Annotated in this window: 23 protein-coding genes and 1 riboswitch; of the genes, 9 read left to right on the top strand and 14 right to left on the bottom strand. The window is 59.4% G+C overall.

Translation table 11 applies throughout. The features are described from left to right. Positions 1 to 3: 3 nt before the first annotated feature. Together RAC79_RS04745 and RAC79_RS04740 are read right to left on the bottom strand one after the other, a co-directional pair. A complete protein-coding gene (locus RAC79_RS04745; RefSeq protein ID WP_065657002.1) occupies positions 4 to 1,185 on the bottom strand; it encodes an acyl-CoA dehydrogenase family protein in 1,182 nt (393 codons plus the stop codon). Beyond that, the gene (locus RAC79_RS04740; RefSeq protein ID WP_003504852.1) at positions 1,185 to 1,436 is read right to left on the bottom strand and encodes an acyl carrier protein; all 252 of its coding nucleotides are present in this window, start codon (positions 1,434 to 1,436) and stop codon (positions 1,185 to 1,187) included. Before RAC79_RS04740 ends, RAC79_RS04745 begins: the two co-directional genes overlap by 1 nt. 182 nt (positions 1,437 to 1,618) lie before the next feature. Beyond that, a riboswitch (TPP riboswitch) is annotated at positions 1,619 to 1,730 on the top strand. 94 nt (positions 1,731 to 1,824) lie between these two features. Between RAC79_RS04740 and thiC the strand changes: the two genes are divergently transcribed. The 6 genes from thiC (at position 1,825) to RAC79_RS04710 (ending at position 7,091) form a co-directional block, all read left to right on the top strand. After that, positions 1,825 to 3,648 carry a phosphomethylpyrimidine synthase ThiC gene (gene thiC / locus RAC79_RS04735; protein ID WP_174039683.1) on the top strand — a complete coding sequence of 608 codons (1,824 nt, stop codon included), beginning with the start codon at positions 1,825 to 1,827 and terminating at the stop codon, positions 3,646 to 3,648. 1 nt (position 3,649) lies between these two features. Next, the gene (gene thiO / locus RAC79_RS04730) at positions 3,650 to 4,654 is read left to right on the top strand and encodes a glycine oxidase ThiO (RefSeq protein ID WP_142844335.1); all 1,005 of its coding nucleotides are present in this window, start codon (positions 3,650 to 3,652) and stop codon (positions 4,652 to 4,654) included. Continuing rightward, a complete protein-coding gene (thiS, locus tag RAC79_RS04725) occupies positions 4,623 to 4,820 on the top strand; it encodes a sulfur carrier protein ThiS (protein ID WP_059759987.1) in 198 nt (65 codons plus the stop codon). Before thiO ends, thiS begins: the two co-directional genes overlap by 32 nt. A gap of 4 nt (positions 4,821 to 4,824) precedes the next feature. Beyond that, the gene (locus RAC79_RS04720) at positions 4,825 to 5,598 is read left to right on the top strand and encodes a thiazole synthase (RefSeq protein WP_174039682.1); all 774 of its coding nucleotides are present in this window, start codon (positions 4,825 to 4,827) and stop codon (positions 5,596 to 5,598) included. Positions 5,599 to 5,687: 89 nt separating this feature from the next. Continuing rightward, positions 5,688 to 6,692, top strand: coding sequence for a P1 family peptidase (locus RAC79_RS04715; RefSeq protein ID WP_174039681.1), 1,005 nt, complete (start codon positions 5,688 to 5,690; stop codon positions 6,690 to 6,692). Positions 6,693 to 6,695: 3 nt separating this feature from the next. Continuing rightward, positions 6,696 to 7,091 (top strand): winged helix-turn-helix domain-containing protein, encoded by a 396-nt coding sequence (locus RAC79_RS04710; RefSeq protein WP_174039680.1) that lies wholly within the window; start codon positions 6,696 to 6,698, stop codon positions 7,089 to 7,091. Here the strand turns inward: RAC79_RS04710 and modC are convergent. From modC to RAC79_RS04690, 4 genes are all read right to left on the bottom strand, one after another. Next, the gene (gene modC, locus RAC79_RS04705; RefSeq protein ID WP_374996939.1) at positions 7,060 to 8,136 is read right to left on the bottom strand and encodes a molybdenum ABC transporter ATP-binding protein; all 1,077 of its coding nucleotides are present in this window, start codon (positions 8,134 to 8,136) and stop codon (positions 7,060 to 7,062) included. The two genes, RAC79_RS04710 and modC, sit on opposite strands and share 32 nt — an antisense overlap. Next, positions 8,133 to 8,840, bottom strand: coding sequence for a molybdate ABC transporter permease subunit (modB, locus tag RAC79_RS04700; RefSeq protein WP_174039678.1), 708 nt, complete (start codon positions 8,838 to 8,840; stop codon positions 8,133 to 8,135). The genes modC and modB overlap by 4 nt, the downstream gene beginning before the upstream one ends. A 53-nt stretch (positions 8,841 to 8,893) precedes the next feature. Next, positions 8,894 to 9,685 carry a molybdate ABC transporter substrate-binding protein gene (gene modA / locus RAC79_RS04695; RefSeq protein WP_078052426.1) on the bottom strand — a complete coding sequence of 264 codons (792 nt, stop codon included), beginning with the start codon at positions 9,683 to 9,685 and terminating at the stop codon, positions 8,894 to 8,896. A 268-nt stretch (positions 9,686 to 9,953) separates the two neighbouring features. Further along, positions 9,954 to 11,237, bottom strand: coding sequence for an FAD-binding oxidoreductase (locus RAC79_RS04690; protein ID WP_174039677.1), 1,284 nt, complete (start codon positions 11,235 to 11,237; stop codon positions 9,954 to 9,956). Between the two features lie 130 nt (positions 11,238 to 11,367). Between RAC79_RS04690 and RAC79_RS04685 the strand changes: the two genes are divergently transcribed. Both RAC79_RS04685 and RAC79_RS04680 read left to right on the top strand, forming a co-directional pair. Next, positions 11,368 to 12,294 carry a LysR family transcriptional regulator gene (locus tag RAC79_RS04685; RefSeq protein ID WP_174039676.1) on the top strand — a complete coding sequence of 309 codons (927 nt, stop codon included), beginning with the start codon at positions 11,368 to 11,370 and terminating at the stop codon, positions 12,292 to 12,294. 103 nt (positions 12,295 to 12,397) lie between these two features. Next, the gene (locus tag RAC79_RS04680; RefSeq protein WP_003521320.1) at positions 12,398 to 12,634 is read left to right on the top strand and encodes an Lrp/AsnC ligand binding domain-containing protein; all 237 of its coding nucleotides are present in this window, start codon (positions 12,398 to 12,400) and stop codon (positions 12,632 to 12,634) included. Between the two features lie 384 nt (positions 12,635 to 13,018). Here RAC79_RS04680 and RAC79_RS04675 read toward each other — a convergent pair whose 3' ends face one another. From RAC79_RS04675 to epmA, 3 genes are all read right to left on the bottom strand, one after another. Further along, positions 13,019 to 13,210, bottom strand: coding sequence for a hypothetical protein (locus tag RAC79_RS04675; RefSeq protein WP_003492264.1), 192 nt, complete (start codon positions 13,208 to 13,210; stop codon positions 13,019 to 13,021). Between the two features lie 378 nt (positions 13,211 to 13,588). Further along, positions 13,589 to 14,653: a lysine-2,3-aminomutase-like protein gene (locus RAC79_RS04670; protein WP_174039675.1), complete on the bottom strand. Its 1,065-nt coding sequence runs from the start codon at positions 14,651 to 14,653 to the stop codon at positions 13,589 to 13,591. Further along, positions 14,650 to 15,714 (bottom strand): EF-P lysine aminoacylase EpmA, encoded by a 1,065-nt coding sequence (epmA, locus tag RAC79_RS04665; RefSeq protein ID WP_174039674.1) that lies wholly within the window; start codon positions 15,712 to 15,714, stop codon positions 14,650 to 14,652. Before epmA ends, RAC79_RS04670 begins: the two co-directional genes overlap by 4 nt. Before the next feature lie 251 nt (positions 15,715 to 15,965). On the opposite strand from epmA, the gene efp reads away from it, so the two are divergent. Then, positions 15,966 to 16,535, top strand: coding sequence for an elongation factor P (efp, locus tag RAC79_RS04660; RefSeq protein ID WP_003504809.1), 570 nt, complete (start codon positions 15,966 to 15,968; stop codon positions 16,533 to 16,535). A gap of 111 nt (positions 16,536 to 16,646) precedes the next feature. Here efp and RAC79_RS04655 read toward each other — a convergent pair whose 3' ends face one another. The 5 genes from RAC79_RS04655 to RAC79_RS04635 form a co-directional block, all read right to left on the bottom strand. Continuing rightward, entirely contained in the window at positions 16,647 to 18,092 is a 1,446-nt protein-coding gene (locus RAC79_RS04655) for an efflux transporter outer membrane subunit (RefSeq protein ID WP_065657015.1), read from the bottom strand. A 149-nt stretch (positions 18,093 to 18,241) separates the two neighbouring features. After that, positions 18,242 to 21,331 carry an efflux RND transporter permease subunit gene (locus tag RAC79_RS04650; protein ID WP_174039673.1) on the bottom strand — a complete coding sequence of 1,030 codons (3,090 nt, stop codon included), beginning with the start codon at positions 21,329 to 21,331 and terminating at the stop codon, positions 18,242 to 18,244. 53 nt (positions 21,332 to 21,384) lie between these two features. Then, a complete protein-coding gene (locus tag RAC79_RS04645; protein ID WP_059760011.1) occupies positions 21,385 to 22,587 on the bottom strand; it encodes an efflux RND transporter periplasmic adaptor subunit in 1,203 nt (400 codons plus the stop codon). 198 nt (positions 22,588 to 22,785) lie between these two features. Next, a complete protein-coding gene (locus RAC79_RS04640; protein WP_065657017.1) occupies positions 22,786 to 23,445 on the bottom strand; it encodes a TetR/AcrR family transcriptional regulator in 660 nt (219 codons plus the stop codon). A 2-nt stretch (positions 23,446 to 23,447) separates the two neighbouring features. Further along, entirely contained in the window at positions 23,448 to 24,398 is a 951-nt protein-coding gene (locus tag RAC79_RS04635; protein WP_374996938.1) for a phosphoribosylaminoimidazolesuccinocarboxamide synthase, read from the bottom strand. Positions 24,399 to 24,644 lie beyond the last annotated feature (246 nt).

Below are 24,644 nucleotides of genomic sequence, written 5' to 3'. Positions count from 1 at the left end.
GTTTTATCCCAAGAGGCTGGTGTCCTGCTTGTGAACCAGCAGGAGATTGGCGGAATTGCCGAGAATGCGGTCGTTGGAAATCATCAGGCGGGCGGAATGCGCGTCGCGCAGGTGGCGACCGAGGCTATAGGGCGTGCCGTTCTTGTAACCCATGATGCCGCAGACCAGCATGGCATGGTCGATGATCTCGAGAATGGTTTCCGAAGAGCAGATCTTCACATTGTTCATGGCGACGGCAAAGGCCATGGACATCAGTTTTTCGGGGTCGCTCTTGGTGTCCTCGTAAGCCTTTATGCCGGCGATGATGTTGGATTTAACGACCTGCAGCTTGGTGGAGACCTCGGCAAGGCGGATCGCGCCGGGAGGAGCGGTGCCGGGCGATTTGCGCGCCGCGGCTCTGACGAATGACTGGGCGCGCAGCACCGCATCCGAGGCGATGCCATACCAGACGGCGCTCCACAGGAGATGCGAGCTTGCAAGCATGGATTGTGCGGCGATTTCCGCAAAGGGTTTCGGGAATATCTGCGCCGCCGGCGCTTCGCCACGAAACAGGAAGCCGTCCGAACAGGTGCCGCGCATGCCGAGCGTATCCCACACATGGGTCTTTTCGAGCGTGTACTGGTTTTTCAGAAAGACCGTCATCACCTGATCGGCGGGCGCGGCATCCTTGTGGGCGCGCGAGGTGATGAGGATCGCATCGGCATTGCTGCCATAGGAAATGACGGTGGCGTCCTTTTCCAGCCGGCAGAAATCGCCTTCGACCTCGATTGCACAGATGGAGTTGCGCAGATTGCCGCCAATGCCGCCTTCGGTGGTGGCGGAGCCGAGCAGAAGCTGTTCGCCGGCGATGCGGCTCATGAAGCCGGCATGCCATGCGCTCGTCTCGCCGTGTTCCACCAGGCTGGATGCCTTGATATGGTGCATGGCGAAAATCATCGCGGTTGCCGAACAGGCCTGGCCGAGCCGGGCGCAGATATCGGCGATCTCCTGTAAGGACGCGCTTTCGCCGCCCAGCGAAGAGGGGACCTGGATGCCGAGCAGGCGTTCCTGTCGCAAGGCGTCGACGGCTTCCTGTGGGAAACGGCCGGTGACATCCACATCATCCGCGTGTTTGGCGGCAATTGCCGCGACACGGCCCGCGCGCGCGGACAGCGTTTCATCCTGCGGCGCTACGGTGACGTTCATCAGGCTGCCTCTTTACCATCCAGAATGAGCTTAACGGTGTCTTCAATGGCCTTGATGCTCGCAAATGACTTGCGGTTCAGCAGATTGTCGGGGAATTCGATATCGAATGCTTCTTCGATGCCGAGCATCAATTGCACGGATGCAAAGGAAGAAAGGCCTGCCGCATAAAGATCGGCTTCATCTGCAATCGTATCGACAGGGGTTGGAAGCTGACCGAATTTGGCCAGTATTTCACGAATAGTCGCGTTCATTCCGACGTATCTCCCATGAATTTCACATCAGGATGGTTTGTGCTTATCGTTACGTTGCAAACGATAATATTCGCCTAAACCGTTAGGTTAATTACAACTAACGGCAGCATGCGCCATTCCCGCACCTTTGCCAAGCATGGATCGTCGGCCTTGACAAATGCCGGTCGGTGTTTTTTGCTGTGGCCATTCACCAGGGGTGTCCCGTCAAGGGGCTGAGATTCTGCTTTCCTGCGCAGTGACCCGTTGAACCTGATCCAGTTCATACTGGCGTAGGGACGGTGCAAAGACCGAAGGTCGGCTGGCGTGTGCATTGCGCTGTCGGCGCTGCGGTATTTTCCATCATTCCGGCTCGAACTGGGTCTCCACTGTCAAACTTTGGAGCCTCAAGATGAATATCGCTGCCAAGAATATCCCGTTGTCGGTTACTACGGGGCCGCATGCCGCCTCTACCAAAATCCACAAAGCCGGCATTTTACATCCCCATATCCGCGTGCCGATGCGCGAGATCGCCGTTCATCCAACGGCGGGTGAACCGCCGGTGACGGTTTACGATTCCTCCGGTCCCTACACCGATCCTTCGCATAACGTTTTGATTGAAAAGGGTCTGCCGCGTCTGCGTCATGACTGGATCGTGGCGCGCGGCGACGTCGAGGCCTATGACGGCCGGCACGTCAAGCCGGAGGATAACGGCTTTGCCACCGGCGAACGTCTGACGCCTGAATTTTCCGTGCGCCACCAGCCGCTCAGAGCCACGGCCGGTAAAGCCGTAACCCAGCTTGCCTATGCGCGGGCAGGTACCATCACCCCGGAAATGGAATTCATCGCCATCCGTGAAAATCTCGGGCGCGAGGCGGCCAGGGAAAAGTTGGTGCGCGACGGCGAAAGCTTCGGGGCGCATATCCCGGACTACGTCACGGCGGAATTCGTGCGTCAGGAAGTGGCGGCCGGCCGCGCCATCATCCCTGCCAATATCAATCATTCGGAACTTGAGCCGATGATCATCGGCCGCAATTTTCTCGTCAAGATCAACGCCAATATCGGCAATTCCGCCGTCACCTCCTCCATGGCGGAAGAGGTGGAGAAGATGGTCTGGGCGATCCGCTGGGGTGCGGATACCGTCATGGACCTGTCTACCGGCCGCAACATCCACAATATCCGCGAATGGATCATCCGCAATTCGCCGGTGCCGATCGGCACGGTGCCGCTTTATCAGGCGCTTGAGAAGGTCAACGGCATTGCCGAAGACCTGAACTGGGAAGTGTTCCGCGATACGCTGATCGAACAGGCGGAGCAGGGTGTGGATTATTTCACCATCCATGCCGGCGTGCGGCTGCATTACATCCCGCTCACCGTCAACCGCGTCACCGGCATCGTTTCGCGCGGCGGCTCGATCATGGCCAAGTGGTGTCTGCATCACCATAAGGAGAGTTTTCTCTACGAGCATTTCGACGAGATTTGCGATATTTGCCGTGCTTACGACGTCTCCTTCTCGCTGGGCGATGGCTTGCGTCCCGGCTCGATTGCCGACGCCAATGACGCCGCACAATTCGCGGAACTGGAGACGCTCGGTGAGTTGACGCAGATCGCCTGGGCGAAGGATTGCCAGGTGATGATCGAAGGCCCCGGCCATGTGCCGATGCACAAGATCAAGGAAAATATGGACAAGCAGCTGAAGACCTGCGGCGAGGCGCCGTTCTATACGCTCGGGCCGCTCACCACCGATATTGCGCCGGGTTACGACCATATTACCTCCGGCATCGGTGCGGCGATGATCGGCTGGTTCGGCACCGCGATGCTCTGCTACGTCACGCCGAAGGAACATCTCGGCCTGCCGGATCGCAACGACGTGAAGGTCGGCGTCATCACCTACAAGATCGCTGCCCATGCCGCCGATCTCGCCAAGGGTCATCCGGCGGCACAGGTGCGGGACGATGCGCTGTCGCGCGCGCGGTTCGAGTTCCGCTGGGAGGACCAGTTCAACCTGTCGCTGGACCCGGATACGGCGCGCTCCTTCCATGACGAGACCTTGCCGAAGGAAGCGCACAAGGTCGCGCATTTCTGCTCCATGTGCGGGCCGAAATTCTGCTCGATGCGGATTTCCCACGATATCCGCGCCGAGGCGCAGAAGGAGGGACTGGAGGCCATGGCCGCACGCTTCAAGGAAGGCGGTGAGCTTTACATGCCGCTCGCGACGCCTGCGGATGCCGAATAGCATGCGCGTTCTGGTCAAGGGAACGGGGGTCGCCGGTTTGACGGCGGCCTTCGAACTGGAGCGGACCGGTGTTACCGTCGAGGTTTGCGAGCGCAATGCCGAACCCTCTCGCGGCGCATCCTGGTATGCGGGCGGCATGCTGGCGCCTTGGTGCGAGCGTGAAAGCGCTGAAGCGGCGGTTCTGACGCTCGGTCAGGCGGCGCTCGACTGGTGGGATGAAGCGACACCCGGCCTTGTCGTCCGTAACGGCACGCTGGTTGTTGCGCCGGCCCGCGATAAGGCGGAGCTTTCGCGTTTCGCATCGCGGACCGCTGGCTATCGCTGGGTGGATGAGGGCGAAATCGCCGCGCTGGAGCCAGATCTTGCCGGGCGGTTTCGATCCGGGCTTTATTTTCCGGGTGAGGGGCATCTCGATCCGCGTCTTGCACTGAAATCGCTGTATCGAAGGCTCTGCGCCATGGGTGTGCAGTTCCATATGGGTATCCCGCTGGATGAAGAGCCGTTCGACCGGGTGGTGGATTGCACTGGTTCTGCGGCAATCGGCGGGATTTCCGGACTTCGCGGTGTGCGGGGAGAGATGCTCTATCTCGCCACGCGGGAGGTTTCCCTGTCTCGTCCCGTCCGGCTGCTGCATCCGCGCATTCCGCTTTACATCGTGCCGCGCGAGCCCGGCCGTTTCATGGTGGGCGCGACGATGATCGAGACGGAAGATGCGGGCGCCATTTCCGCCCGCTCGATGATGGAGTTCCTGAATGCCGCTTATGCCGTGCATCCGGCTTTCGCGGAAGCGGAAATCATCGAGACAGGCACCGGCGTGCGCCCCGCCTATCCCGACAATCTGCCGAAGGTCACGCAGGATGGCCGGACAATTTTCATCAACGGCGCGCACCGGCACGGCTTTCTGCTGTCGCCGGCGATGGCGCGGCAGGCGGCTGAAATCGTCTGCCAAACTCTCTCTCAAAAGGAACGGGATCATGAAACTTATGGTGAATGGCGACGAGCTTGATCTCGCCGCCGAGACGCTGGCCGGCCTGCTCGCCAGCCTCGAATACGAGGGTGAGTGGCTGGCGACGGCGGTAAACGGCGATCTGGTGCATTCGGAAGAGCGCGCCGATTATAAGCTGAAGGCTTTCGACCGTATCGAAATCCTCTCACCGATGCAGGGAGGCTGAAACCATGCTGACGCTTTATGGCCGCGAGGTCTCGTCCCGTCTCCTGCTCGGCACGGCGCGCTATCCGTCGCCTGCCGTGCTTGCCGATGCCGTGCGGGCGAGCAATACGGATATTCTGACGATTTCACTGCGCCGGGAAACGGCGGCTGGCAAGAAGGGCGGTCAGTTTTTCGAGCTTATCCGTGAGCTGGATCGCCAGATCCTGCCCAACACCGCCGGTTGCCACACGGTCAAGGAAGCGGTGCTGACGGCAAAGATGGCCCGCGATGTGTTCCGCACTGACTGGATCAAGCTGGAGGTTATCGGTCATCACGACACGCTGCAGCCCGATGTCTTCGCACTTGTCGAAGCGGCGAAAATCCTCTGCGACGAGGGTTTTGAGGTCTTTCCCTATACGACGGACGATCTGGTCGTCGCCGAGAAGCTGCTGGAGGCAGGCTGCAAGGTCCTGATGCCCTGGTGCGCGCCAATCGGCAGCGCCATGGGACCGCTCAATCTGACGGCGCTGAAATCCATGCGGGCGCGTTTCCCGGATGTGCCGCTGATCGTCGATGCCGGTATCGGCCGCCCGTCGCATGCCGTCACGGTTATGGAACTCGGTTACGATGCCGTTCTGCTCAACACGGCGGTGGCGGGCGCGGGAGACCCAGTCGGCATGGCGGAGGCTTTCGCCCGCGCCATAGACGCCGGCCATCAGGCATATCTTTCCGGGCCGCTGGAGCCGAGGGACATGGCCGTTCCCTCGACGCCCGTGATCGGAACGGCTGTTTTTTCCTGATCGTGGCTTGTCGTCGACATCAGGCACCTCACGTTTTGCGTTGACAGTGCCTGATGGTGGCGGGATACCGGGAGAAAAAGGGAAACGGCATGGCGGCACTCACCAATCTTCTGACGGATATCGGCGGCGTTTCGGTCGGCAATGTCACCGATCTTGCCCTCGGCTCCGGTGTTACGGCGATTGTTTTCGAAAAGCCCGCCATCGCCTCCGGTTCTGTTTTGGGTGGTGCGCCGGGCGGGCGCGATACGGGCCTGCTCGATCCCGCGATGACGGTGGAAACGGTGGATGCCTTCGTGCTGTCAGGCGGTTCTGCCTTCGGGCTGGATGCGGCAGGCGGCGTTCAGGCCGGGCTGCGCGAAATCGGACGCGGCCTGCAAGTGGGTTCCACCCGCGTTCCCATCGTGCCGCAGGCGATCCTGATGGATCTGCTGAATGGCGGCGACAAGGACTGGGGACTGCATTCGCCCTATCGCGAGATGGGATATGCGGCCTTCAAGGCGGCGCGTCCGGAGCCCTTCGCGCTTGGAACGGTCGGGGCCGGAACGGGTGCGACGACAGCCACCTTCAAGGGCGGGCTCGGGTCGGCAAGTGCTGTCAGTTCCGGCGGTTATAAGGTGGCCGCCATCGTTGCCGTCAATGCGCTCGGCTCGGCAACCGTTGGAACGGGCCGCCATTTCTGGTCCGCGCCGTTTGAAGTGCAGGGTGAATACGGCGATTGCGGTTTTCCCGATCGTTTCGAGCCGGATCATACCGCGCTGCGCCTCAAGGGCGTCAATCTCACGGCAACGACCATCGGTGCGGTGGTGACGGATGCCGTGCTGACCAAGGCGCAGGCGCATCGCCTTTCCATCATGGCGCATGATGGGCTGGCGCGCGCCGTTCTGCCCGCCCATCTGCCAAGCGACGGCGACACCATGTTCGCGGCCTCGACCGGTGAAAAGCCGCTTGAGGGCGGCGTTCATTTCGCCGAGCTTTGCCATCTGGCGACCATGGTGATGGCGCGCGCGGTCGCGCGTGGCGTCTATGAGGCGACGGCCTTGCCGGTGGATGGAGCGCAAAAGGCCTATCGCGATCTTCATGGACGGAGCCTTTGAACAATGAGTGAGGCCCACCCGCCACTGAAGCCAGTTCTTCGTATCGACTTTCCGCCCGGAGAACGTCTCGGCCATGGCAAGATCGAATTGATGGAACTGATCGTCGAGACGGGCTCCATCTCTGCCGCCGGGCGGGCGATGGACATGTCCTATCGCCGCGCATGGCTGCTGGTGGATGCGTTGAACCATATGTTCAGGCAACCGGTTATCGAATCGCAACGTGGCGGTAAACAGGGCGGCGGTGCGGCGTTGACCGCTTTCGGCACTGAGGTGCTGGAGCGTTATCGTGGCATGGAAAAGCGGATGAACGAGGCCTTGCGCGCGGATATCGACTGGCTGGAGGCCAACCGCAATCCCGATGCGGCTCTCAATAGGGATCGAGAGCCGCCGACTTTATGATCGCGTGCACCGGTTTTCCGGGTTCCAGTTGTAGCCTTTCGCGTGACAGATCGGTGATGCGCGACTGGATGATGTCGCCGCCGCAATCCACATGAACTGTGACCATGCCGTCTTCGCTGACAGAAACAGTCGCGACATGGCCCGCGAGAATGTTGAGCGCGCTCAAGCCTTCGGGTTTTACGGTTGCCAGCATCACATCGCGCGCCGGTATGAGCACCCGCGCCGGGCTGCCCGCCGTTCCCCTTTTTGCCGGAACATGCAGCAGCTTGGTCTTTAGCCTCACGGCGGCAAGGCCATGTCGCTCATCAAAGCTTTCAATGTGCCCGGAAAGAATGCTGCCCGCTTCGCGTCGTTCGAGATGCGCGCTGAAAGCCGGTCTGGAAAGCACGTCGGCCGCTTTTCCCTGCGCCTCCACCTTGCCGTCCTTCATCACCACGATGCGGTCGGCGAGGCGGGCGACCTCCTGAATAGAATGGCTGACATAGACGATCGGGATTTTCGTCTCGTCGCGCAGCCGTTCGAGATAGGGAATGATTTCGGCTTTTCGCTCCTCGTCGAGCGAGGCGAGCGGCTCGTCCATCAGCAGCAGCCTGGGTGATGAGAGGAGCGCGCGGCCAATCGCGACACGCTGTTTTTCGCCACCGGAAAGCTTGTCCGGCCGGCGTTGCAGGAGATGGCCGATGCCGAGCATGTCGACGATGCGGTCTTCATTTGCGCTCCCGGTTTTGTTCCCGGCGAACCATCTGCCGTAATGCAGGTTCTGCGCCACGCTGAGATGCGGGAAGAGCCGCGCTTCCTGAAAAACATAACCGAAGCGGCGTTTATGAGCCGGCAGGAACAGCCGTGTTCCGCTATCTGCCAGCACTTCACCATTAAGCAAAACCTGTCCCTCATCCGGCCGCAACAGGCCTGCTATGATGCGGATCATCGAGGTTTTGCCGGAGCCGGAGCGCCCGAACAGCGCGGTGACGCCGCCTTCGGAGGTGAATGACGCATCGAGTTCGAAAGAACCGAGGCGATGGCGGGTGGCGACCGAAAGCATCATTCGATGCTCACCCGTTTGCCGACGATGCGGGCCAGAAACTCCGAGACGAGCAAAGCGAGCATGGAAATCACGACGGAGACAATTGTTAGCCGCAACGCGCTGGCATCGCCGCCCGGAACCTGAGTGAAGGTATAGATGGCGGCGGACAAAGTCTGGGTCTCGCCGGGAATATTGGACACGAAGGTAATGGTCGCGCCGAATTCGCCCATGGCCTTGGCGAAAGCCAGGATCATGCCGGCAATGATACCGGGCAGGGTCAAGGGCAGGGTGACGGTGAGGAACACCCAGAACGGGCTTGCCCCCAATGTTCCCGCCGCTTCTTCCAGCTTGCGGTCCACCGCTTCTATGGAGAGGCGGATGGAACGCACCATCAGCGGAAAGGCCATGACGGCGCAGGCGAGCGCGGCCCCGGTCCAGCGGAAGGAAAAGACGATGCCGAACCAGCTATCGAGAAATTGTCCGATCGCGCCCCTGCGGCCGAACAGGACGAGCAGCAGAAAGCCGGTGACGACGGGCGGCAGGATGAGCGGCAGGTGGACGATGCCGTTGAGGAGAGACTTGCCCCAGAAGCGACCGCGCGCCAGCGCCACGGCGACCAGAATGCCGAAAGGCAGGCTGGCAAGCATGGCGATGGACGACACCCACAGGCTGAGCCTGATCGCCGTCCATTCTTCAGGGCTGAGTGTCCACCAATGCAATGCCATATCCTGCAATCGTTATCTCTCGCGGCCCATAGGTTGGGGTCACGAAAGGCAGTTTATTTCAAAACGGTAAAGCCTTGCTTTTCGAAGAAGGGCGTTGCCTTGGCCGACTTCAGGAAATCCAGATAGGCTTTTGCTGCCGGGGACTTGGCTTCCGAAAGAATGGCGACCGGGTAGATGATCGGCGGATGGCTGTCTTCCGGGAAGGTGCCGACGATCTTCACGCCCGGATCGGCGGCGGCGTCGGTCTGGTAGACAATGCCATAGGGTGCTTCGCCGCGCGAGACGAGCAGCAGGGCGGCACGCACGCTCTCCGCGCCGGCGACCTTTTGTTCCACCGAGGACCAGACCCCGAGCTTTTCCAGAGCGGCCTTGCCGTATTTGCCCGCCGGCACGGAATCGACCGCACCCATGGCCAGTCGGCCATCGCCCACCAGAGCGGCAAGATCGAAGCCTTGCTTGATCTCGACCGGCTTTGCCTTGTCTGCGGGAGCGACGAGAACAATGCGGTTGCCGAGAAGATTGGAGCGGGTGTCAGCGTTGATCAGCTTCTTTTCGGCGATATAGTCCATCCATGCGAGATCGGCCGAAATGAAGATATCCGCCGGTGCGCCCTGCTCGATCTGCTTGGCCAGCGCCGAGCTTGCTGCATACGAGACGGTTGCTTCGTTACCGCTTTCCTTCGCCCACTCGGCGTTGAGAGCATCGAGTGCGTTTTTCATGCTTGCGGCGGCAAACACCGTGACTTTTTCGGCGGCATGGGCCGGAACGGCCGCGAGTGAGGCCGCCATCCAGAAGGATGTGGCTGCGGCAATGGTTTTGAAGAAGCTGCGACGCAAAAGTCTCATGGTCTGTTACCCCCGGTTCGAGATATTCCGATGAATATATCGATAGGCCTATAGGGCAATCATTATATTTTCAAGGATATATCGATGGGATGAGGAAAAGAGGCTGCCGGTGTGTCTGCGGAGAGGGGTGGCTAAGCTCGAAAAGCCCTCCTCGTCATGCTCTGGCTTGTCCCGCGCATCAGCAACGTCTTCATTTTATTGAATGTGATTAAATCCTTGAGGCAAGCCCAAGGATGATGTGGTTCATTAGAAGCGACTCTGTGTCCGATCAAAAACGCTCGCCGGCGAAATGGGCGATCTGTGCGCCTGCCTCGTAATAGGCTTCCTTCACCGTCCGGAAAGTCTGCGCTTTCGGCTCCGTCAAAGGCAGCGGCAATTCGGCTTCAGCAATTTCACCGAGAATATGCTGCGCAATGACCTTGCCGAAGGCCGTGCCCGGCGCGATGCCGCGGCCGTTATAGCCTGAAAAGCCGACGACATTTTCAGCGAATTTGTGAAAGCGGGGCACGGCATTGTCCGTCATGCCTATTTGGCCGTACCATTCACATTCGAATTCCGTATCCCCGAGTTGCGGGAAAAGTCGCTTCAGCGAGCGCTTCGCCCAGGCGCGATGAATGGCGGCGCCGGTGCCGCGCAGGGCGCCGACGCTGCCGAAGACCAGCCGGCCGGCTTTGTCCATGCGGAAGGATGAGAGAATCTCCTTCGTATCCCAGCAGCCTTCACGGCCAGGCAGGATGCTCTTTTGCAGATTATCGCCGAGCGGTCTCGTCGCAAAATTGAAATAGGGCAGGTAGACCTGTTCATCGCGAACGATCTGCCATGGGCCGGTGCTATAGGCTTCGGTGGCTACAACGATCCAGTTGGCGGTTACAGACCCTTGCGGCGTCTGCACCACCCATTTTCCGTTGCTGCGTTCGGTCGCTACCACGGGGCTTTCGGTATGCAGGCGCACGCCCGCTTTCTGGGCGGCTGCGGCAAGGCCTCGAACATAGGCAAGCGGCTGTATCGTGCCGGCGCGTGTATCCAGAAGCGCACCGGAATAGCCCGTACTGCCGGTACGTCTCGCTGTCTCTTCGGCATCGAGGATGCGGACGGGTGCGCCTCTCTCCGCCCATTGTTCGCAGCGCTCACGGATTTCGGCGAGCCCTTTTTCTCCGACGGCGCAATGGAGCGTGCCGTTTTTTTCGATCTCGCAGGGAATTGCGTGTTTTTCCACCAGTTCACGCACGAGAAGCGGGGCATTGCCCAGAAGATCGAGAAGGCGCTCGCCGTAAACCTCGCCCAGCACGCCGGGTAGCTCTTTCGGCATGACCCACATGCCGCCATTGATGAGGCCGACATTGCGGCCTGCGCCGCCGAAGCCGATTTCCCTTGCTTCGAGAAGAACGACATCCACACCCCGTTCGGCAAGATGAAGGGCGGCGGACTGACCGGTAAAGCCACCTCCGACGACGATGACATCGGCAATTGCTGCGCCCTGCAAGGCGGGCGTTACGGGCGGCTGCGGCGCGGTCTTTTCCCAGAGGCCGTGCGAGCGGGGGTCATTATACATCGTTCCACCGTGTTCCGGGCCAGTTCATTTGTTCTTCGTATGAGTTACAAGCCCTTGTTTATAAGACTTTACAAGCGGTCTTGCCTGTTGAATATCGACATATCGTCAAGAGTTCATTCCGTGAGGGAATATGGTCCTGCCGCCACGCCGTTTTCTGCCTTCGCTTTCGCTGCTGGCGGCTTTCGAAGCCGCTTCCCGGACGGGCAGCGTCACCGCCGCCGCGAGGGAACTGGGGCTGACGCAGGGTGCGGTCAGCCGCCAAATCCTGGCGCTCGAAGAGCAGCTTGGCGTGGCGCTGTTCCTGCGTGAGCGGCAGACGATCCGGCTGACAAGGGCGGGGGAGGGGTATGCGCGGGAAATCCGCGAGGCGTTGCGGCGCATATCGACGGCCTCGCTCAACCTGCGTGCCAATCCGGATGGCGGCACGCTCAACCTCGGGGTTCTGCCGAGCTTCGGCACGCGCTGGCTTGTGCCGCGCCTTCCCGATTTCATCGCCAGACATCCCGGCGTTTCGGTCAATCTTCTGACGCGGTCATCGCTGTTCGATTTCCGCACCGACACAGTCGATGCGGCCATCCATTTCGGATTGCCGCATTGGCCCGGTACCGAGCTGGTTTTCCTGATGCATGAAAAGGTCATTCCGGTATGCAGCCCCGCCTTCAAGGCGCGACACGGACTTTCAAGGCCGGACGATCTGCTGCATGTCCCGTTGCTGCACATGACGACACGGCCGGATGCCTGGGAGCAATGGTTTCGCAGCCATGACGTTGGTTTCGACAATGTGCATGGCATGCTTTTCGATCAGTTTACGACGATTGCCGAGGCGGCGAGCGCCGGGGTTGGAGCCTCGCTCATTCCTTCTTTCATGATTGAGGAGGAGTTGCGAAGCGGTCGTCTGGTCGCGGCTGTTGCGGGGGAAGTGGAGAGCGAGGAAGCCTATTACCTCGCCTGCATGCCGGATCGCGCCGGTTATGCGCCGCTCGAAAGTTTTCGGCGGTGGATCGTTTCCGAGGCCGCAGCTGGCGCGAACGGCAGTACCGCGGAGTTTTCGGCGTAAACCGGTAAGCGGTCTTGCAAGACGGACGCTGCTCAGCCAATAGTGCGCCATGACGCGTGGCGCGAGCAGCCATGTACCGAAAGTTCAAATACGGGAGATGTCCGTGAAGCCCATTTTCGTTCAGCTTCAATGTGAGCCCGGCAAGACCTATGATGTCGCCGACGCCATCTATAAGACGGAACTGGTTTCCGAGCTTTATTCCACCAGCGGTGAATATGATCTGCTGCTGAAAATCTATCTGCCGCAGGAAGAAGATATCGGCAAGTTCATCAACCAGAACATCGTCAATATTCCGGGAATCGTGCGTTCGCTGACGACGCTGACCTTTACTGCATTCTGACCCGCAATTCGAACCTTCGATACGGGCTCGGCCCTCATCCCTGTGCTTGTCACAGGAATCCAGTCAACGCGCGTCTGCGCGGAGGGAGAGGCCTTTCAGCCCAATGACTTGGTCTGGCTAGATTTCTGTGACGAGCACAGGAATGAGGGAAGAGTGGGGTGCGTCAGGAAGACCGCGTACGTGGCGTTCGGCTCTAATCCTGACTTTCAGGCGCTTTTTTAGCTTAGTGCATCAGAGCTTTTGATACACCCTGAATGGCTGGTGCTGGGCGGGTAGATGGCTTGTCAACGAGAAAAAAGCGCGCCATCGGGCCGCTGTTCGGGGTCCGATATTTGGCGCGCTCTGGTTTTGACGGTTCTGTGAGCGGGCGAAAGTTTTCCCGCATCAGGCGACCGCGGCCAGATTCCGATTGCGCACGAGATCGCGGATCGCAATCCGCACGTCGTCGGCGCTGTCGAACTTCTGTTCGTCCAGGTCGTGAACGTGGAACTTCACCGCGATAAACTTCAACCGGTCATTATCCGGGATGACGATGCCGACGGGTTCGCCAGCGAATTCAATAACTTGCTTCTGCATAGATATACTCCCGCTGTGGCTACTTCACACAGCATTTTGTCGAACTGATTTTCAGTAAATTGAGACCGTTAAGTCACATTCGACAGCAGCGGGAACACGTGGATTTAAATCCAGCGTTCCAGGACTCAAAACCAAGGATTGCGTTGATGTTGATATGTTTTGACATGACACACTCCCTGTATTGGTGTTGGCCCGGAATCAGGAGACTCGTTCTCCAGTTCCACACTGATAATCCAGACCAGCACTAAAATCAATGCTGATTGTTATAGGTAGAATATTTTTCTTTATGATGACAGGAGAGGGGCGGAAATGTGAAATTTTTGTTTTCGTCGGCTGCCGCCGCGAAAAGCCCGCTGTAGCAGGCTTTTTATGTATTTTTTAATCGTCGCCGGTGGCTGGTGGTGGATAAACATGATCGTTTCCGTTGAAGTCGGAAACGGAATAACAGCCATCGCGGGTTTTTTCGGCCGCATTTCTGCCAATTGCCGCCTTGCCGTGGCCGCCGGGAATGTCGAGAACATAGGTCGGCTGGCAAAGGCCGGAGACATGCCCCCGCAAAGCGGAAACGATTCGCTGCCCCTCTTCTATCGTCAGCCGGAAATGGCTGGTGCCAGGCGCAAGATCGGGATGATGCAGGTAATAAGGCTTGATACGGGTCTCGACAAAGGCGCGCATCAACTCGGCAAGAACCGCCGGGTCGTCATTGACGCCTTTCAAAAGGACCGTCTGGCTCACCATGGCGATACCGGCGTCGATCAGGCGTGCCGAGGCCTGCCTTGCGGCTTCGCTGAGTTCACGGGAATGATTCGCGTGCAGGGCCACATAGGTGGTTTTGCCGCTGGCCTTCAGCGCATCGATCAGCGCCGCGTCGATACGGTCGGGATCGACCACCGGCACGCGGGTGTGGAAGCGGACGATCTTCACATGCGGTATGTCTTTCAGGCGCGTCATCAGGTCGGACAAGCGCCGTGGGGAAAGCACCAGCGGATCGCCACCGGTCAGGATGACCTCCCAGATGGCGGGATTGGCCTTTATATAGCCGAATGCGGCGTCAAGTTCCGCCGGGCTCATCATGCCGTTGCCCTGCGGTCCGACCATCTCCCGGCGGAAACAGAAGCGGCAATAAACGGGGCAGACATGCACTGCCTTTAAAAGCACCCGGTCGGGATAACGGTGGACGATGCCGTGGACGGGGCTGTGCGCGTCGTCGCCAATCGGATCGTCCCGTTCTTCAGGAAGATGAACGAGTTCGGCCGGGTCAGGAACGAATTGTCGGGCGATGGGATCCTGCGGGTCGCGGCTGTCGATCAGCCCGGCAATCGATGGCGTGATGGCGAGCGCGTAACGTTGCGTTACAGTGCGCAGCGTCTCGAGCGCTTCGGCTTCGATAAGCCCCGCTTCGAGAAGTGCTTCGGCTGTCTTGATGGTCTCAAGCCCTGTCATCGTCCATATTCCGCGACTGGGGCCCACATGACGAGATCGATACGGGGCGCGCCGGTTGCCAGCATCACCAGCCGGTCGAAACCAAGCGCTATGCCGCTTGCCGGCGGCATGATTGCCAGCGCGGCCAGAAAATCCTCGTCCAGTGGATAGGTTTCGCCGTAAACCCGCTGCTTCTCGGCCATTTCCATTTCGAAACGCCGCCTCTGCTCGGCGGCGTCGGTCAATTCGCCGAAGGCATTGGCGAGTTCAACGCCGCAGGCATATAGCTCGAAACGCTCCGCCACGCGCGCATCCTTGGGTGACTTGCGGGCAAGGGCTGCCTCACAGGTCGGATATTCATCGAGAATGGTCGGCCTGCCGAAACCCAGCTCCGGCTCCACCCGCTCTACGATGACGCGGCTGAACATATCCGCCCAGGTATCGTCATCGGCCACGCGGATGCCGGCCTCGGTGAGGTTCGCCGCAAGATGGCGAGCGTCGGTTTCGCCGTTTCGGCTGATGGTGGCCAGCAGGTCGACGCCCGCATATCGCTCGAAGGCTTCGGCGACGCTTACCCGCTCCGGCTCGAGGAAGGGATCAACGCTGCGGCCGCGATAGGTGAAATTCTTTGTCTTTGTGGTTTCGGCTGCCAGCGCCAGAAGATTGGCGCTGTCCTTCATCAGGCTCTCATAGGTTTCGCCGACCCGGTACCATTCCAGCATGGTGAATTCCGGATGGTGCAGGGGGCCTCGTTCCCGGTTTCTGTAAACATGGGCAAAACAGGTGATGCGTTTTTCACCGGCGGCGAGCAGCTTCTTGCAGGCGAATTCAGGCGAGGTGTGCAGATAAAGCGGCACGGCGTCGCCGGCCGGCGTCAGGCCCTGCGTGACGAAAGCATGCAGATGCGCCTCATTGCCGGGGGAAATCTGCAATGTCGCCGTGTCGACCTCGAGAAAATCGGCGCTGGCGAAATAGCCGCGAAAAGCCGACTGGATCGCATTGCGCCCAATGAGAAACGCGCGGCGGTCGGCGTGGACGTCCGGCGTCCACCATGGCGACATTGTCTCGTTGCTCGCGCGCATTCTCTGTTCTTTTCCGTCTTCTCTGTGGCGCCCAATTGCGGATAAACGGCCCGCAAAACGCCTGATCGCGTCATTTAAAGCTTTTCCGGGCGGAAAACCGCTAGGCACTCTTCCGCGAATTGCTGTAGAAGGCTGGCAATTCGTGCGGATTTAAGGTAGTTGCGCCCCAGAAAAAAGACAAAACGTCTGCCGGGGCCGGTGCTGCCGCGCAGTCCTTTACGACGCATTTCATCGAGTTACAAGGAAGTCATATGGTCAAGGTTATCGCCTCATCCGTCCGCAAGGGCAATGTTCTCGACGTGGACGGCAAGCTTTACGTCGTTCTTACCGCGCAGAACTTTCACCCCGGCAAGGGCACGCCGGTCACGCAGGTGGACATGCGCCGCATCGTTGACGGCGTGAAGGTCTCCGAGCGCTGGCGCACCACCGAGCAGGTCGAGCGCGCTTTCGTTGAAGACCTGAACTTCCAGTTCCTTTATGAAGATGGCGAAGGCTTCCACTTCATGAACCCGGAGAACTATGATCAGGTTGTGGTCGATGCCGAAACGATGGGCGATCAGAAGGCCTATCTGCAGGAAGGCATGACCTGCATTCTTTCCATTCATGAAGGCAATCCGCTGGCCGTCGAACTGCCGCGCCACGTCACGCTGGAAATCACGGAAACCGAACCGGTCGTTAAGGGCCAGACGGCGTCTTCTTCCTACAAGCCGGCCATTCTTTCCAACGGCATCCGCACCATGGTGCCGCCGCATATCGATGCTGGTATCCGCGTGGTCATCGCGACCGAAGACAATTCCTACGTCGAGCGCGCCAAGAACTGAGCCTGACGGCCGGTTAGACAGAAGCACCGGGAGACCGGTGCTTTTTTTGTGTCACGAATAATAAAAAAGCCCGCGTCGAGACGCGGGCTTTTCTTTGCCTTGCGGCGTATCTTACATGGCCTTTGCCGCGGTCCGGGTTGGGCCGGGCGCCTTCTTCGGAGCCGTGGTCTGGCCAACGGCGTAACCGCCACCGAGCGCTACGTTCAGCGAGACGTAGTCCTGCGCGGTCTGCTGAACAGCCTGTGCAAGGCTTGCCTGTGCGGTGGAAACCTGGCGCTGCGCATCGAGAACGTCGAGCAGCGAGGAGGCGCCGTCGCGGTAGCTGGCCGTCGAAAGCTGCAACGCTTCCTGATAGGACGCCACGGTCTTGCGCAATGCATCGGCCGTGCGCTGATCGCGGGTGACAGCGGCCAGAGCGTTTTCGACTTCTTCCACAGCGGTCAGCACCGTCTGCTTCCAGACGAGATATTCCTCACGCGCCTGGGAGTTGGCCAGATCGATATTGGCGCGGATGCTGCCGCCATCGAGAATCGGCAGAACGAGGCTCGGACCGAAGGACCAGCTATTGGCCGTTCCCCTGCCGCCACCGCTCAGGAAATTGTAACTTGGCGTGATCGAGCCGCCGAGCTCGATGCTTGGATAGAGCTGCGCTTCCGCGACACCGATTGAGGCAACTGCGGCGGCGAGATTGCGTTCGGCGACACGAATGTCCGGACGGTTGCGGATGAGATCGGCCGGGATGCCGGTGCGCGGAATGCTGCGGGCAACCGGCTGGCGTGCGCCCTTCTGCAATTCGGAAATCAGAGATGAGGCCGGCAGGCCGAGAAGCGTGGCGATGCGATGCGCCGCCTTGCGGAAGTTGGTTTCGAGGCCGGGAATGTCGGACAGCGTCGAGTTGACCAGACCTTCGGACTGGACGACATCAAGACGGGAGGCCGCGCCCGCTTCAAGCTGCAGCTTGGTCAGGTCCAGCGTTTCGCGGCGGGAAGCCAGGTTCTGACGGGCAATCGCCAGGCGCTCCTGATAATAACGCACATCGATATAGGCTGCTGCGACCGAAGAAATCAGCGTCAGGCGCTGAACATCGACGGTGGAGTAAGCGGCATCGAGCGATGCATTGGCGCTTTCCGTGGCGCGGCGATAGCGGCCGAAGAGGTCAAGCAGCCAGGAGACGCTGAGACTGCCTGAGGACACGTTGGTGACGGGAACATCACGATAGCTGCCCTTGGTCTCGCTGGTCGTGTGGCTGCCGTTAGCCGTCAGGCTCGGCAGACCGCCCGCGCCGGCCGAGATGACTTGGGCTTCCGCCTGATTGATGCGCTCGATCGCCTGCATCACGGTCAGGTTCTGGCTGAGGCCAGTGGAAACGTAACCATTGAGGCGGCTATCGTTAAAGGCTGTCCACCACGCAACGGTGCTGATGTCGCCATTACTGGTTTTTCCGGCTTCCGCAAACTTTCCCGGCAATTGAATTTCCGGCGTCTTGTGGTCGGGCCCGACAACGCAGCCTGAGAGCAGCAGCATTGTCAGGGGAAGAGTAGCGCGAATAGACAGCATGTAATTTTCCCAATTCTCTGGTTGGCTTACCGAGCGCGGCTTGCTGACAAATGGGCTGCGCGGTCGATATGCCGTAGAAACGTGCATTTGCCAAATCGGCAACATTTCTAGCAGCGTATTAACGGTTGGCACAGCCCATTTTTGTTTTGTTAACGCCTTGAAAGGCGACGAATGATGACGAAAAAGGACGGAACGAAGAAAATTCCGAGCAGTGTTGCAGAAAGCATACCACCCAGCACCCCGATGCCGATTGCATTTTGTGCGGCGGAACCCGCTCCGGTTGCGATTGCGAGAGGCACGACACCCAGGATGAAGGCCAGCGACGTCATGATGATCGGGCGCAGGCGCAGCTTCGCCGCTTCCAGTGTCGCTTCCATCAGGCTTAGTCCGTGCTCCTGTCTTTCCTTGGCGAATTCGACGATCAGAATCGCGTTTTTCGCCGCAAGGCCGATGGTCGTCAGCAGGCCCACCTTGAAGTAGACGTCGTTCGACTGGCCGAAGAAATGCGCCGCAGTCAAAGCGCCGAGGACGCCCACCGGCACGGCCATGATGACCGAGAAGGGGATCGACCAGCTTTCATAAAGGGCGGCAAGGCAAAGGAACACGATCAGCACCGAGAGCGCATAGAGCATCGGCGCCTGCGAGCCGGAAAGGCGTTCCTGATAGGAAATGCCCTGCCATGCCACCGTGTAACCGCCCGGCAGGCTCGCCGTCAGGCGTTCCATCTCGTCCATGGCGTCACCGGATGCAACGCCCGCACCGGCGGTGCCTTCGAGCGAGATGGCGCCCGTGCCGTTGAAGCGGGCGAGAGACGGTGGAGCATTGATCCATTTCACTTCGCTGAAGGAAGAGAAAGGCACCATTTCGCCACTGGTGTTGCGGGCATACCAGAACTTGAGATCGTCCGGCTGCATGCGGTACGGCGCATCACCTTGAACATAAACGGGCTTGAGCTCGCCGTTCAGCGTGAAGTCGTTGACATCCCGGCCGGCAAAGATCGTCGACAGCATGAGGTTCACGGAGGAGAGATCGACGCCCATGGCGCCCATCTTTTCCTGATCGAGAATGATCTTCATCTGCGTTTCGTTGTCCTGGCTGTCGCTTCTGAGCGAGCTGATCTTCGGATTGCTGGTCGCCAGCGCGATCAGTTCCTTGGACGTGGCGGTCAGTGCCTCGGTGCCGTTGCGGCCGCTATCCACCAGATACATCGAGAAACCGCTCGATGTGCCCATGCCCTGAATTGCCGGCGGCAGAAGCGGGAACACCTGCGCATCGCGGAAACCGAAGAAGGTGCCCATCGCACGCTGCACGATGGCGCCGGCGTGTTGGTCGGGGGCCGTTCTCTCGGCGAAATCCTTGAGCTTGGTGAAGACGATGGCGTTGTTCTGGCCAGAACCGCTGAAGCTGAAGCCGAGAACGCCGAAAACCGATTCGACATTGGCGGCCTCCTTTTCACGGAAGTAGCTTTCGACCTGCTTTACCACCTCATTGGTCCGTTCGATGTTCGAACCGGTCGGCGTCTGGATGATCGTCAGCAGCACGCCCTGGTCTTCCTGCGGCAGGAACGAGCTGGGCAGCTTGCTGAAGAACCAGGCGCAGCCGCCGATCACGATCGCGAAAATAATCATCACGCGGAGAGGCCGCTTCAGCAGATAACCGATAGAGGAAACGTAACCATCCGTCGTCTTGCCAAAGCCGCGGTTGAACCACGCGCCCGGTCCGCGCTGCTTCTTGTGATGGTCGATCGGTTTCAGCATCGTGGCGCAGAGCGCCGGCGTCAGAACGATGGCGACCACCGCCGAAAGCAGCATGGCCGAAACGATGGTGACCGAGAACTGGCGGTAGATGATGCCCGTCGATCCACCGAAGAAAGCCATCGGAATGAACACGGCGGTGAGCACGAGCGCGATACCGATGATCGCACCGGTGATCTCGCCCATCGACTTCTCGGTCGCCTCGACCGGCGACAAGCCCTCTTCCGACATGATTCGTTCGACGTTTTCGACAACGACGATAGCGTCGTCAACGAGAAGGCCGATGGCCAGAACCATGGCGAACATGGTGAGCGTGTTGATGGAATATCCTGTCAGCGCAAGGACGCCGAACGTGCCGAGAAGCACGACGGGAACCGCGATCATCGGAATGAAGGTGGCTCTGAGGTTTTGCAGGAACACCAGCAGCACGACGAAAACGAGGATGATCGCCTCGATCAGCGTGTGTACCACTTTCTCGATCGACAGCTTCACGAAGGGTGTCGTGTCATAGGGATATTCGATCGAAACCCCCTCTGGCAGCGAACCTTCGACAGCGGAAAGCGCCGACTTTACGCGCGCTGCCGTATCGAGTGCGTTGGCACCCGTGGCGAGGTTGACCGCGAAACCGGCAGAGGGACGGCCGTTCGAACGGGAATCGCCACCATAGGTTTCCTGGCCGATTTCAATGCGGGCCACGTCGCTCAGGCGAACGGTTGCGCCGTCCTTTTCGACTTTCAGGATGACCGATTCGAAATCGGCAACAGTGGTGAGCTGGCTCTGCGCCGTCACCGTCACGTTGAGCTGCTGACCCTTGACTGCGGGCACCGCGCCAAGCGAACCCACGGAAACCTGGGTGTTCTGGCTCTCGATGGCGCTGGTCACGTCGGCCGTGGTCAGCTGGTACTTGTTGAGCTTGAACGGATCCAGCCAGATGCGCATCGCATATTCGGAACCGAAGACGTTGATGCTGCCCACGCCTTCGAGGCGCTTGATCTGGTCTTCGACACGCGAGGAGAAGACGTCACCGAGATCGGCCGAGTTGCGTTTGCCGTCGGTCGAGATCAGCGCGCCAACCATCAGAATACTGGATGTGGATCGGCTGACCTGAAGACCCTGCTGCTGCACCGTGTCAGGCAGTTGCGACTGGACAAGCTGCAGCTTGTTCTGCACCTGAACCTGCGCGATGTCCGGCAGGATGGTATTGCCGAAGGTCAGCGTCACTTCGGCGCTGCCGGTTGAGGACGACGATGTCATATAAGTGAGGTCATCAAGGCCGGTCATGCCGTCCTCGATGATGGTCGTCACCGATTTTTCGACTGTCTCGGCGCTCGCGCCATTATAGGTCGCGCTGACGCGTACCGTTGTCGGTGCGATATCGGGATATTGCGAAATGGAAAGCGTCCAGATCGCAAGGGCGCCGCCCAGCATGATGACGATGGCGATAACCCATGCAAACACGGGGCGCCTGATGAAGAAATGGGCCATGGCAGTCCTGCCTTACCTTTTACGAGCTTCGACCGAGGGTTTCGTGCTCATGCTTATTTCGAGGGGGCGGCGGCAGGCTGAGCTTGCTGCGGCAGAACGACGATACCGCGATCGTCGATGGTCACTTCAACGGGTGCGACCGTCGCACCGTCGGCAATCCACTGGAAGCCGTCGACGATGAGCTTGTCGCCATCCTTGACGTTTTCCGTCACCAGCCAGGCATTGCCCGACTGCTGGCTGGACGGGAAGGTGCGGGTTTCCACCTTGTTTTCCGCCGTCACGAATTTCGCTGTCAGTTCGCCATTGGCGTTCCGGCTCGCGGCGCGCTGCGGAATGCGGAAGCCTTTTTCCTTGCCGATGGTCAGCGTGGCGCGGACATAGGTGCCGGGAAGCAGAAGATCGTCCGGGTTTTCGAAGAGGGCGCGGATGGAGAAGGTGCCCGTGGTTTCGCTTACGGCCATGTCCGACATGTCGATCTTGCCGTCATGCTTGTATTCCGTGCCGTCTTCCAGCGTCAGGTGAATGCCGGTCTCCTTCGTGTCGCCGCCAAGCTGGCCCGACGAGATCGCCTTTTTCAGACGCAGAAGATTGATGCTGGATTCCATCAGATCGATATAGATCGGATCGATGCGGCGCAGCGTCGTCAAAGCCGTCGTCTGGTTGGCCGTCACCACATTGCCGATGCTGAAAGCGGTTGCGCTGGTGATGCCGTCGAAGGGAGCGCGTACCTTGGTGAGATCGAGGTTGATTTCCGCCGTTTCCAGCGCCGCCTTGGTCTGGGCCACATCGGCTTGCGCCTGCAGAAGCGTCACCTTGGCGTTTTCATATTCGATCTGCGTCGCGCCGCTGTTGACCAGGCGTTCGTAACGGGCAAGGTTCGCCTGGGCGCTCGGAATGCTTGCTTCCGCCTTCGCCACGTTTGCCTTGGCCTGCGCCACTTCCGCCAGATAGGTATTGTCCTCGATCTGGTAGAGAATATCGCCCTGCTTGACCTCGCTGCCTTCCTTGAAGGGAATTTCGCGGATGATGCCGGTGACGCGCGGGCGGATTTCCGCTGTCTGGAACGCGCTGGCGCGACCGGGCAGAACCGTGGTCAAGGGATATTCGCTGGTCTTCATCAGGATGATGCTGACCGGGGACGGCGGACGCTCGGCGCTCTGGGCGGCGTTCTGGCTGCTCTCGCCGCCATCGCTGCAACCTGCCAGAAGAGCGGTCACACACAGAGAAGCAAATAGGGGTAAAATACGTCGGCTCATTGTTCTTCCCTGCGTATCGATCGCATTCAACTATAAGCGCAATGTCGCTCGGCGGATGCGCGTCCGGAAACAGACACGACAGGCGAAGGCCTTGGAAGGACCCGATTCGCTCATTCTGTCCGGACCGCCACGCGCATAGAAGCGCAGGCTTTTGCGCTTCGCAAGCAATTGCGAGAAGGTGACGTAAATTGGGAATCGTCACTTAGCAAGCGGATTGCGCAATCCCGCGTCGATTAAATCGACGAGTTGATCGCAACGTGTTGCTAAATTGCCGATATCTTCCCGGGCAATGAGGACGGGATGAATCACGCTTGTCAGCGCGTGGAGCACGGTTTCCGCCAGAGGAGAAATCTCGGCCGGCGCGTAGATTCGCGCATCGATACCATCGCGGATAATCTCGGCGAGCAGGTTGGCGATGACGGCTTTATAATAGTCGCCGCACTTCATGTCCTGCTTTGCCGTCATCAGGATCATTTCGAATATGTAGGGATTGTCGTTTAGATCCTGGTGGTGCTGTTCCATCAGCGTGCGGGCGAGATGGCGCAGTCTCGAAAGCGGCGCGTGGCTTTTATCCAGCGGCTGGATGTCCCGTTCGAATGCGCCGATCTGCTCGAAGGCGATCGCATCGACGAGCGCGTTCTTCGAGCTGAAATTCTTGAAGACGTTGGCGGGAGACATGCCGAGCGCCGCGGCGATATCGGCAATCGCCACCGCATTGAAACCACGTTCGCGGAAAAGCTCTTCTGCCTTGGCGAGAATGTCCCGCCGCGTTTCCTCGGCGGAACGGCGAGGCCGGCGCCTGACAGGACGGTCACTCTTCCTGTCGGCCTTTCTCGCCTGTTCGATCGTTTTGCTCACGGTCAGACTCCGGGGAAGAACAGCTCCAGGTTCCGGCGTATTCTTGCAAGCGGTGTCTCGCCGCTATCGTCGGGAACGAAGCTCTGTCCGGTGATGCGCTCGTAAGCATCAATATAGACCTTCGAAGTCTGCAAGACGAGGTCCTGCGGAATTTCGGGAACGTCGTCCTTATAAGGGTCGCAGCGTTCGGCGACCCAGGCCCTCACGAAATCCTTGTCGAAGCTTGCCGGCCGTGTTCCGTTGCGGAAGCTTTCCTCATAGCTGTCGGCCATCCAGTAGCGGCTGCTATCGGGCGTGTGGATCTCATCGGCCAGGATGATTGTGCCGTTTTCATCCGTTCCAAATTCATATTTGGTGTCGACGAGAATGAGGCCCTGCTTTGCGGCAATTTCCTGCCCGCGCTTGAACAGCGCCAGCGCGTAACGGGAAAGCGTGTCCCATTGCTCCTGCGTCAGCAGTTTCTTCTCCACGATCTCGGCCGGCGTCAGCGGTTCGTCATGGCCGCCATCGAAGGCCTTGCTCGTCGGTGTGATCACCGGTTCGGGCAGAATCTGGTTGTCTTTCATCCCGTCCGGCAGGCTCATGCCGTACATCTGCCGCTCACCCTTCTTATAAAGGGTCAGGATCGACGTGCCGGTGGTGCCGGCCAGATAACCGCGAACCACCACCTCGACCGGCAATATGTCCAGCCGCTTGCCGATGACGACATTTGGGTCGGGATAGCTCACGACGTGGTTCGGACAAATATCCTTCGTTTGTTCGAACCAGTAGCGTGCTGTCTGGGTCAATACCTGTCCCTTATAAGGTATGCAGGTGAGGACACGATCAAACGCGCTAAGGCGATCGGTCGATATGATGATGCGGTTGCCGTCGGGCAGATCGTAGTTTTCCCGCACCTTGCCACGGTAATAATTCGGCAGCTCGGAAATGACGGCTTCATCGAGAATGCGCACGGGCTCTCCAATTCTTGGCTTTATAAAGAGGCGTTGGACGCCTCAAGTCTTCTGAAACTCTCGTCCGTTCCTATTGCATGTTTCCTGGAGCAGGGCCAGTCGCGACATGAAGGCTGCCTTTTTCTCCGGTTTCCGGTAGAAATACGAAACTACCTAATAAAATCAACAGTTTGATAAAAATGTCAGTTTTTTGACGATGGGTGTGTTGACTTGTTTGAGGGTGATCTCTTATAAGTCCGCTCACTG

The sequence above is a fragment of the Agrobacterium sp. LR_9 genome (genome assembly GCF_041954855.1).
Lineage (GTDB): Bacteria > Pseudomonadota > Alphaproteobacteria > Rhizobiales > Rhizobiaceae > Agrobacterium > Agrobacterium leguminum.
Note: the sequence above shows the minus strand (reverse complement) of the source record. Positions and strands in the feature narration are given on the sequence as shown.